Annotated in this window: 8 protein-coding genes; all 8 read left to right on the forward strand. The window is 69.4% G+C overall.

What is annotated here, in order from left to right:
* Positions 1-253 precede the first annotated feature (253 nt).
* Positions 254-1054: a hypothetical protein gene (locus ACFRAH_RS13180; RefSeq protein WP_377991325.1), complete on the forward strand. Its 801-nt coding sequence runs from the start codon at positions 254-256 to the stop codon at positions 1052-1054.
* A 490-nt stretch (positions 1055-1544) separates the two neighbouring features.
* Positions 1545-2792, forward strand: coding sequence for a glycosyltransferase family protein (locus ACFRAH_RS13185; protein WP_377991327.1), 1248 nt, complete (start codon positions 1545-1547; stop codon positions 2790-2792).
* Positions 2779-4092, forward strand: coding sequence for a glycosyltransferase family 4 protein (locus ACFRAH_RS13190; RefSeq protein WP_377991328.1), 1314 nt, complete (start codon positions 2779-2781; stop codon positions 4090-4092). The genes ACFRAH_RS13185 and ACFRAH_RS13190 overlap by 14 nt, the downstream gene beginning before the upstream one ends.
* Positions 4092-5282 carry a glycosyltransferase family 4 protein gene (locus ACFRAH_RS13195; protein ID WP_377991329.1) on the forward strand — a complete coding sequence of 397 codons (1191 nt, stop codon included), beginning with the start codon at positions 4092-4094 and terminating at the stop codon, positions 5280-5282. Before ACFRAH_RS13190 ends, ACFRAH_RS13195 begins: the two co-directional genes overlap by 1 nt.
* A 2-nt stretch (positions 5283-5284) precedes the next feature.
* On the forward strand, positions 5285-7141 hold the full coding sequence (locus ACFRAH_RS13200; RefSeq protein WP_377991330.1) for an ABC transporter ATP-binding protein: 1857 nt from the start codon (positions 5285-5287) through the stop codon (positions 7139-7141).
* Complete coding sequence (locus ACFRAH_RS13205; RefSeq protein WP_377991331.1) at positions 7138-8445, forward strand: phosphotransferase family protein; 1308 nt, start codon at positions 7138-7140, stop codon at positions 8443-8445. Before ACFRAH_RS13200 ends, ACFRAH_RS13205 begins: the two co-directional genes overlap by 4 nt.
* Positions 8442-9629, forward strand: coding sequence for a hypothetical protein (locus ACFRAH_RS13210; RefSeq protein ID WP_377991332.1), 1188 nt, complete (start codon positions 8442-8444; stop codon positions 9627-9629). Before ACFRAH_RS13205 ends, ACFRAH_RS13210 begins: the two co-directional genes overlap by 4 nt.
* Before the next feature lies 1 nt (position 9630).
* The coding region (locus tag ACFRAH_RS13215; RefSeq protein ID WP_377991333.1) for a nucleotide sugar dehydrogenase at positions 9631-10427 on the forward strand (797 nt) is incomplete at its 3' end.

Here is a 10427-nt window from a genome sequence, read left to right on the forward strand (position 1 = left end):
TCATTACCTCCAGCCCCTTGGGGGGCTTGTTTTTTTTTTTGTTGTGGTTCCTCTGCTGGCTGGCCACCGGTCCCAACTGGGCAAAAAAACTCCACGCAACGTTGCGGGAGGGTCGTGCGGGCGGCCGGCCGTCGGGTGGGCTTTTCAAGGTTTCCGCAGGGTGGATGTGAAATGATAGCGCTCCCGCAGATCTTGGATAAATCTTGGATATTCCCTGTACGTTTCCTAGATAAGGGCTGCCTACCGTTGACCCATGCCCACCACACGCAACGTCGCCTGGGACGGGCGCCTTCAGGCTTTCAAAGGCAGGGACACAACCCTCTACGTCACCACCGCCGCGGACCTCGCGAAAACCTGTGCCAGCTGCCGGGTGCCGCTCGAGCCCGGTGAACCCGTGTCCCTGCTCGTGGACATCACGCAAAGCGCGGCACCGGACGGCACCGAATACCTCACCTTCACCGACTCCGTCTGCCACCGGCGGTGCAGTGGCCCCGCCCTGACCGTCCGGCAAACACCGTGGCAGCCGGAAACCCTCTCCCCTGTTGCCGCCCGGGTGATCCTGACCCAAAAGTCCGACGGCGGCCAGGCAAGGGTGGTGCCGGCGCTCGCCTTCACCTTCGTTCCGGTACTCAGCTTCCGCGAAGACGGCGGCGAGCTCACCTCAGCCCTGGTGGCACTCCTGCTCGCCCGCGGCTTCCAGCTGGCCATGAGCCACGACTACGCCGCCATCCTGGAGCAGGCCGCCGAAGCCGCAGCCAACTGCAGGATCACCATCGCCCCCGGCGGCCTCCTCCGGCTCAGACTCGACGGGGAAATCCTCTACCGGGAACAGCTGCACCCGGCCAACGCCGACGACGCCGAATGGCTCCAGGCAGCAGCAAACTCCGGGAACATCCTCGTGATCAGCGGAGACAACCTCAACATCACGGAAACCGGCCTCGACATCCGCCCGGCGGCCCGGCACGGCACGCTGGTCATCGGAACCGTCCAAGTCAGTGGCGTCGGCACATTCGCCTCGACGTCCCGGCTCCGGGAACAGCGGCGAACGCCTTAACTGCTCCCGGCATAGCACCCCACCCGTTGCCCATGCCACGCCATCCTGAGAATTCGCAGACAACAGCCTGTGAAATCTTTGACAACTCTTGTATTTCCCCTGCATCAATCCTCGACGGGGTTTCCCTACCGTGGAGCCATGCAGCCACGAGCAGTCCCCCCAGTGTCCGCCAATGGTGCCTTCCCCATGCAACCCCCGCCGTAGCCGGCAGCCCCCGAACTGTCCAAAACCCTGCGCTGACCTCGCCTTTTATTGGGGGGACCAGCGAGGGGGTTGAGGGGGCCGCGGCCCACCCTTCAGGGCCAACCGGCGCGCAGGTTTTTCCGAACGCCCGGCCTCAACAATTCAGTTGAAGCGTCAAACAGGGCGCCACCCAAGAAGGAAGTCCCCCTGTTAGCCGCGGCAAATTCTTTACGGCGCCAGATTTACCTGGCCGCCCGGTTAGTCAATTTTCTATTCGAATCTTTCGGCAGGCTGTGGGGGCCCATAAATGAAGCACTTAAGAATCATCCTGTATTCGCATGACTCGCTCGGACTGGGCCACGTGCGGCGCAATCTCGCACTGGCCGGCGCCCTGACCAGCCAACTTCCCCGCCTGACGGGCAGGCACGTCACCGGTGTCCTGGTGGCAGGTACCGCCCTCGCGCCAGGGTTCCGCATCCCCGACGGGTGGGACTGGGTGATCCTGCCGGGCGTCATGAAAGGCTTGGCGGGCTACGAGCCCCGGGACCTGACCGTGCCCCTGCAGGACCTCGTGTCCCTGCGCGGAAAACTGCTGGATTCGCTGCTGCAGGGCTTCAGTCCCGACCTGGTGATCGTGGACCGGCACGCAACAGGCATCCACCGGGAACTGGAGGGAGCCCTGCGCCGGCTCCGGGCACGCGGTTCAGCCAAGGTGGTGCTGGGGCTGCGCGAAGTGCTCGACTCCCCCGAGGCGGCAAGCGCCGAGTGGGACGGCATCGGCGGCCCGCAACGCATCCAGGAGCTCTTCGACGCCGTCTGGATCTACGGCGACCGCGCAGTCCACGATCCCGTGGCCGCCGGTGAAATCCCCTCCTCGCTGCGGCGGATGATCAGCTACACGGGTTACCTGGCAGCGGGCCGGCCCAAGGGCTCGGGAAAGCTGAGGATGCCCGGCAGGTACGTCATGACCACCGTCGGCGGCGGCGCCGACGGCTACGAGCTGGCCAGGCTGGCCGCAGCCACCCCGCTCCCCGCCGGCCTTGGGCACCTCATTGTGGCCGGACCGCAGATGCCCAAAGCGCAAAGGCGCGAGCTGCGGCGGCAGGCGGGTCCCGGCGTCGTAATTGTCAAAGCAGTGGAGGACATGCTGTCGCATATCAGCAACGCTGATGCGCTGGTGTCCATGGGCGGCTACAACTCCGTCTGCGAAATCCTCAGCACGGCTGTTCCCGCCCTGATCGTGCCGCGCGACCACACCCGCAACGAGCAGCGGATCCGGGCCGTGTCCCTCGCCACCGCCGGCTACCTCGAACAGCATGAGCTGGCCACGCTGACCCCCGATGTACTGGCCGGCTGGATCGCGGGCCGGGCCGGCACGCGGATGGACCGCCGGGGCGCGCAGCTCGACGGGCTGTCCCGTGTGCCCGGACTGGCCGCCGAGCTTCTCAAAGCACAGGCGCTCATCCGGCCGCTCAGCCAGCATATGACCAGCGAGCCGATCATCAGCAACCTGGCCCAGAGCCTCCGGGGAGGTGCGGCACGTGCAGCAGTCTGAGCCGGCCACCGCCTATGTCCTGAAGATGTATCCGCGCTTCTCGGAGACGTTCATTGTCTCGGAAATCCTGGCCCGCGAGGCCGCCGGCGAGCGCATTGAAATCTTCGCGCTCCGCCCCACCACCGACGCCAGGTTCCATCCCGAACTGGCGCGGGTCAAGGCACCGGTCACCTATATTGGCCGGCCGCAGTCCAGCAGCGGGGTGTGGGAGACCTTCCGGGCAGCCGCATCTGCCGGGCTGACGGATGAGGTGTCCGGGGCATTCAGGGAACTCGCCGCAGCCGACGCCGACGACGCCGTCCAGGCCATCAACCTGGCTGCCGCGCTGCAGCACAGCAACATCCGGCACCTGCACGCGCACTTTGCCTCCGCCGCCACGGCCGTGACCCGGCTCGCGTCCCTGATCACCGGCATCCCGTATTCGTTCACGGCGCATGCCGCGGACATCTTCCGCGACAGCGTCAGCCGGGAGGACCTGCGGGCAAAGCTGGCGGACGCCCATCACGTGGTCACCATCAGCGACTACAACCTGCAGTACCTGCGCCGGCACTTTCCGCAGCAGGCCGACCGGATCCGGCTGGTGCGGAACGGCCTGGAACTGGCCCGCTTCCCCTACCGCGACCCAAGGCCGGCCGGCAGCACGGTGCGGATTGCCGCCGTCGGACGGCTCGTGGAGAAGAAGGGGTTCCAGCACCTGCTCCCGGCGCTGGCCGCCCTCACCGGTTCGGGTGTCCGGGCCGACGTCCGCATCGCCGGCACCGGCATGATGGCCCAGGACCTCCAGTCCGCCCTCGCCCGTCTCGGGCTCAGCCAGCATGTCCGGATGCTGGGCCCGCAGACCCAGGACCAGATCCACGAACTGCTGGACTGGGCCGACGTCTTCGTGGCTCCGTGCGTGGTGGGGTCGGACGGCAACGCCGACGGCATACCCACGGTCCTGCTGGAGGCCATGGCAACCGGCACCCCCTGCATTTCCACCGCCGTCACCGGCATCCCGGAAATCGTCCGCGACGGCAGCACCGGCATCCTCATAGAGCCCGGCAACCCCGCACTGCTGGAGCAGGCAATCCGGCGGATCATCTCGCCCGCGACGGACAGGATGTTTTTGGCCCGGAACGCGCGGGACCTCATTGAACGCGAGTACGACGCCGGACGGCAGGCCGCTGCCCTGCGCCGCCTTTCGCGCCAGGCAGTTGTGCAACGGCCCGGCGCACAAAGTCCCCTGCCGCAGTTTGCCGTTCCGCAGGACCTCCTGTCCCTGCCCACCGAATCGGAACCAGAGCCGGAAGCGGTGGCCTGATGCGCGTCGCCTACATCTGCGCCGACCCCGGCGTCCCCGTCTTCGGCACCAAGGGTTCCTCCGTCCACGTCCAGGAGATCGTGCGTGCATGGCACCGGGCCGGGGCCGACGTCACCGTCTACTGCACCCGTGCCGGGACCGACCGGCCGGCCGACCTTGCCGGGCTGCGCGTCGCCGAAATCCGGCCTCAGTCTCTTTCCGGGGCGGCACCTGCCGGGGCTGCCTCTGCCGGGGCTGCCCGGGAGCAGGCCATCCGGGCGGCCGCCGTGGCCCTGGCCGAGGCGGTTGTCCGGGGCGGCTGCGACGTGGTGTACGAACGCTACTCGCTGTTCAGCCCGGCGCTGGCCATGGTCTCCGGCGCCCTCCGCGTCCCGGCTGTGCTGGAGGTCAACGCGCCGCTGATCGAGGAACAGCAGCGGTACCGCGACCTGTCTGACATCGGGCTTGCCGAGCGGATGCTGGCCACGAACGCCGCTGCGGCCAGCGTGGTGGCCTGTGTCTCGGAGCCCGTGGTGCAGTGGGTGCAGGACCGGGTTCCGGGGGCCAGGACGCTGTTGGCACCCAATGGCGTCAACACCGGGCGCGTCACGCCGCGGCGCCCCGTCCGGCTTCATTCCGGTTCCTTCACCGCGGGTTTTGTGGGAACCCTGAAGCCCTGGCACGGCGTCGGCTACCTGCTCCAGGCCGTGGCCCAGGCCAACATCCGCAGTGCCGGACCAACATGGCGGGCAAAGATCATTGGCGACGGACCGTGCCGGCAGGACCTCGAGCAGACCGCCGCGCTGCTCGGCGTGGAGGCCGAGTTCACGGGCGCCGTGGCTCCGGATTCCGTGCCCGGCCTGCTGCATGAATGCGACGCCGCGGCCGCCCCCTATCCTGCTCCGGCTCCGGGCAGGGACGACTACTTTTCCCCGCTGAAGGTCTACGAGTACCTGGCCGCAGGCCTGCCGGTGGTCGCGTCCGGCGTCGGGCAGATTCCGTCCATCCTGCACCATGAACGCACCGGGCTGCTGGTGAAACCGGCCGATCCGGGGGCGATCGCCGCCGCCCTCCTCCGCCTCGGCTCGGACCCCGCACTGCGGGTCCGTCTGGGCACCCGGGCGAGGGCCGCCGCCGTCGGGCTTTACAGCTGGGACAGCGTGCTGGCCACCATCCGCCTGGCACTGGCATCCGACAAGAAGGTGGCCTGACCATGGGCTCGAGAACGGTACCGAAAAGCGCCTTGCCTGCCCGGCCGGAGTCCGGGCTGCGCCGGACGCTGCGGTGTGTGCGCCCGCACCTGCGGGGCCACCGGTGGCTGATGGCGGGCGGATTCTCCGCTCTGGCGTTCGACGTCGTGTTCCGGCTCATCGAGCCGTGGCCGGTGAAGATGGTGGTCGACGCCGTCTCCCGGGCTTTGGGTGCGACGCTCCGTAAGCCCGGGCCCTCCATGGAGGCAGGCCTTCAGACCCTGCTGCTGTGCGGCGCCGCTGTGGTGGCAATAGCGCTGGGCCGGGCTTTGGCCAACTACTGGTCCGCGATCTGCTTCGCCCTGATCGGATCCCGGGTGGCGTCGGATCTGCGGGCCCGTGCCTTCCGCCACGTCCAGAGCCTGTCCATGCGCCACCACACCCGCGCCTCCACCGGCGACACCGTCCAGCGGCTCGTCGGTGACGTGTCCCGGCTGCAGGAGGTCGCGGTCACGGCCGGGCTGCCGCTGCTGGGCAACATGCTCACCCTGGTCCTGATGACGGTCATCCTGCTGTGGCTCGACCCGCTCCTGGCCCTGGTGGTCTTCCTGGCCGGCGGGGTGTTCGCTGTCCTCTCCCGCGCCAGCTCCGGCCGGATCACCGCTGCCGCCGGCAACTCCCGCAAAGGCGAGGGCAGCCTCGCCACTACCGCGGCGCAGACCCTCGGCGCCATCCGCGAAGTGCAGGCCTACGGACTGGAGGACACCATCAGCTCCGGCTTCCGCAAGAGCAACCAGGCAACCCTGGGAACGGGCGTAGCCGCGCTGCGGCTGGCCGCGGGGCTCGAGCGGCGCACCGACGTGCTGATCGGCGTCGCGACGGCGGTGGTCCTGGCCGGCGGCGGCTGGCGCGTCCTGGAACACGCCATCACGCCCGGCGACCTGGTGGTTTTCCTGATGTACCTCAAAACCGGGATGAAACCGCTGAAGGACCTCGCCAAACAGACCGGCCGGATCGCCCGGGCCACCGCCTCCGGCGAACGCGTCGCGGACCTCCTCGAGGCCCAGACCGACCTGCCCGAAAAGCCCCACGCCCGGCCCCTGCGGTCCAGCGCTCCGGATATCGTGCTGGACAACGTTTCAGCCGGTCACGGCGAGGGTACGGTCCTCCATGGGATCAGCCTCACCATCCCGGCGGGCGAGCACCTCGCCATCCTCGGCCCCTCCGGGGCCGGCAAGTCCACCCTGGCCAGCCTCATCCTGCGCATGATCGACCCCAGCACGGGCTCTGTCCGTGTCGGTGGCGAGGACCTGCGTGACCTCACCATCGCCTCCGTGCGCTCGCACGTGTCCATCCTGCTCCAGGACTCCGTCCTCTTCGGCACCAGCGTCCAGGACAACATCCGGTTCGGCCGGCTGGACGCCACGGACCGGGAGATCGAGCACGCCGCCGCCCTGGCCCAGGCCGACGGCTTCATCCGCGCACTGCCCCACGGCTACGACACCGTCCTCGGCGAAGCAGCCAAGGACCTCTCCGGCGGCCAGCGCCAGCGCATCGCCATCGCCCGCGCCATCCTCCGGCAGGCGCCCATCGTCATCCTGGATGAGGCCACCGCAGGGCTGGACCCGGTGTCCCGCAACTCCGTCCTCCAGGCCCTCGGCGCTTTGACCCGCGAACGGACCTCCATCACCATCACCCACGACGTCCACTCCGCCCGCTCCTGCGACCGCATCGTCTGGCTTGAACAGGGCAGGTTGCTGGAGGTCGGCCGGCCCGAGCACCTGCTCCGGGACCCCGGTTCGAAGTTCGCCCGCTGGATCGGGGAGCAGGCCCCGGGCGTGCAGTCTGTGACCGGCCCCGTGGGGGTGGTGGTGCCATGATCGCCCTGGCACCAGGCTCGGCGCAGGCCGAACGTTCCCTCGCCCGCCGCGACACGCTGCTACCGGGCCTCCCCTGGCTGCTGGACAGCACCCGCCTGTCCGAACTGCTCGGCGAAACCGTTCGCGTCACCCGGGTCCGCTACAAGCCCGGCACCTCTTTGCTCGTTGCCTACCGGCGCCTGCGCAACGGAAACTTTGAATACGGCTGGGCGACAACCCGGACCCCGTCCGGCGCCGGCAAGCTCCTCGAGCGTGAGCGCACCAGCCGCACCCGTGGCGGGGATATGCGCATCCTCCGGCCTGACCCGGGTGATCCGGACACCGTGGTGGCGGTGGGCGGGGTGGAGGACGATTGGGCCCTACAGAAGAACCTCACCTGGCTGCGCTCCCACGGCGCCGGACGGCTGGGTCTCCACACCAAACCCGGCTCGGGCGTGCTCGCCGGCAGCAGCGTGCTGCGTTACAAGCCGGAACGGCGCCTGGTGCTTTTCGCCTACAACGCGAGCTCCGCCGTCGTGATCAAAACAGCAGCCAAGCCGGCCGGCCACGGGCAGCAGCCCCATTTCCTGGACCGGCTGCGCCGCCACGGCGTCCCCCTGCTCCCCCAGCTGGCCGACGCCGAGTGCCTTTCCCATGGTGTCAGCGCCAGCACGGCCTGGGGCGCCGGCGACCTCGCAGCGCACGAGAATGCGGGTTCACGCACCGCCTATGCTGCCGGGCAGGCCCTCGCCGCACTCCATTGCGCCCCCGCCGGTTCCGGGGTTGCCGGTCCGGTCCGCCATCCGGCGGCGGGCGGCTGGCGCGAAGACCACGCGGCGCAACTGAAGGCGACGCGGGGCATGGTGTCCCTGCTGGTCCCGGACCTGGAGCGCCTGGCCCGGCACCTCGAAACCAGGCTCGCTGCACTGCTGCTTGACCAGCCCCGGACAGCGCCGGTCCTGGTCCATGGCGATTTCTCCCCGGACCAGGTGCTGATGGCCGGTTCGGAGGTGCGCCTCATCGACTTCGACCGGGCCGGGATGGGCCTGGCCGAGGCTGATCTGGGATCATTCGCCGCCGCGGAGGAGGCTGCGCTGCCGGTTCCCGACGGCGTCGCCGATGGCGCTCCTGCCGGGGGCCCCAAAACGGCACAGCTCGCCGAAGGCTATCTCGACGCCGGAGGGCGCTTTTCGCAGGCTGCCGTGGACGCCTGGGCAGCCTGCCGGCTTTTCAACAGCAGCGTTGACCCTTTCCGCGACCGGTCGCAGGGCTGGGCCGCCGACATGACCTGGCAGCTGAGCCGGGCAAAGGAGCTGATTTCATGACCTGGCATCCGCCCGTCCCCCGCCGGGTAACCGACGCCGCGGGAAGCGCCTGGACTGTGCAGCGGGCGTGGCCCGGAACATCGCAGGGCGCCTACGTCGTGGAAGTCCGGTCCCCGGAAAAGGCTGGCGTCGTGGCGGGACATTTCGACGGCGGCAGGTTCGAGCCCGTTACCGTGGATGACCGCCGCCTTCCCGCCCTCGCCGCCGAGTCAGCCAGGGGTGAGTTGGTGGTGCACCGCGCCCACAAGCGCGCTGTCCTCCGCGCCCCGGAGGCCTACATCAAGGTGTTCCGGCCCGGCCGTGCCCTGGCCGCAGCCGTCAGCCACAGGGCCGCGGCCGATGCCCTGACCCTTGGCGGCTTCGACACACCGCGGCTGGTCAGCACAGGATCCGATGTCCTGGTCTTCAGCCGTCTGGCGGGCCGCTCCTTCTACGAGCTCGGCCAAAGCCACGCCGGAGTCACCGATCGGGCCTGGGCCACCGATGCCTCGTTCGCCGCCATGTGGGCGCGCTGGTCACGGGCCTGGACAGGGACGGTGACCGCAGCCGGCAGCCCCGCATTCCAGGACAGCCTGCGGCAGCTTCCGCACCGCGATGCCGCGATGGAGGCCGCGAACCTGCAGCGCTGGGTGGACCACTGGCTGCGCCACAGCGCGGGCATCGCCGACGCCGCCCCTGCACGCGCGGCGCTCCTCGCGCGGGCCCGGGCGGTCACCGAGACCCTGCTCAGCACACCCCCGGATCCGGCGGGCTGGGCGCACGGCGACCTGCACGACAAGCAGATACTGGGGGGCGAAATGTTTGAAGGCGCCGGCGCGCCCGGGCTGCTGGATTTCGACGAGTCGTGCAGGGCCGAGGCAGCCCTGGACCTGGCCAACCTCGACGTGCACCTGGAACTGCGGTGGCGGCAAAAGCTGCTCACCACGCGCCGGTACATCATCGCCCACTCGGCGGTGATGTCAGCCGCCGCAGGCCTGGACGTAAGCCCGCACCGCTTCGCCGCATACGCCGCCTCCACCAGGCTCCGGCTGGCCTGCCTCTACTCCTTCCGGCCGCCCTGGGGTGCCCGCGCCGCCGAGTACCTCGTCTCTGCCTTTCCCACCGTCACTGCCCACCCCGCTGCCTCTGCTTTCCTCAATTCCCAGGGCCCGGCACTGCCCGAACGAACCCCGATAGGAGCCTGACATGAACCACCAGCCGCCCGCGGGCACGAATGCGCCCTCCGACCGGTCCAACCCATCGGACACCGCCGATCCATCCCATCCGTCCGGTCCGTCTGACCCGTCCGCCCCCGGAGAACCGGCGGCCGAACCCCCAGCCGGCGGCCTGTTCCTGTCGGTTCTCGGGACCGGGTACCTCGGCGCTACACATGCCGTCTGCATGGCGCTGCTGGGCCACCGCGTGGTAGGAATCGACGTCGACGCCGGCAAGATCCGCTCACTCTCCGCCGGCACCCTGCCGTTCTACGAACCCGGACTCGACGAACTCCTCCGCCGGATGCTGGACAGCGGCAGGCTCAGCTTCACCACCGACTTCGCAGCCGCCGCCGGCGCCGACATCCACTTCCTCTGCGTCGGCACCCCGCAGCAACCCGACTCACCCGCCGCCGACCTCCACTACCTCGACGCTGCCCTCGCCCGGCTTGCCCCGCACCTGGACAGACCCTGCCTCGTCGCGGGCAAATCCACCGTCCCCATCGGCACCGCCGAACGCCTGACAGCGTTCCTGCACAGCAACGCCCCCGCCGGCACCGGCGCCGAACTCGCTTGGAACCCCGAATTCCTCCGCGAAGGGCACGCAGTCCAGGACACCCTGCACCCGGACCGGCTCGTCTTCGGTGTCGCCTCCGAACACGCCCGTTCCTTGCTTGAGACCTGCTACGCCCCAATCACCGCGGACGGCACCCCCGTGGTGGTGACCGACCTCGCCACCGCCGAACTGGTCAAGGCCGCCGCCAACTCCTTCCTCGCCACCAAAATCTC

It is taken from the genome of Arthrobacter sp. NPDC056727, from assembly GCF_042790555.1.
GTDB lineage: Bacteria > Actinomycetota > Actinomycetes > Actinomycetales > Micrococcaceae > Arthrobacter.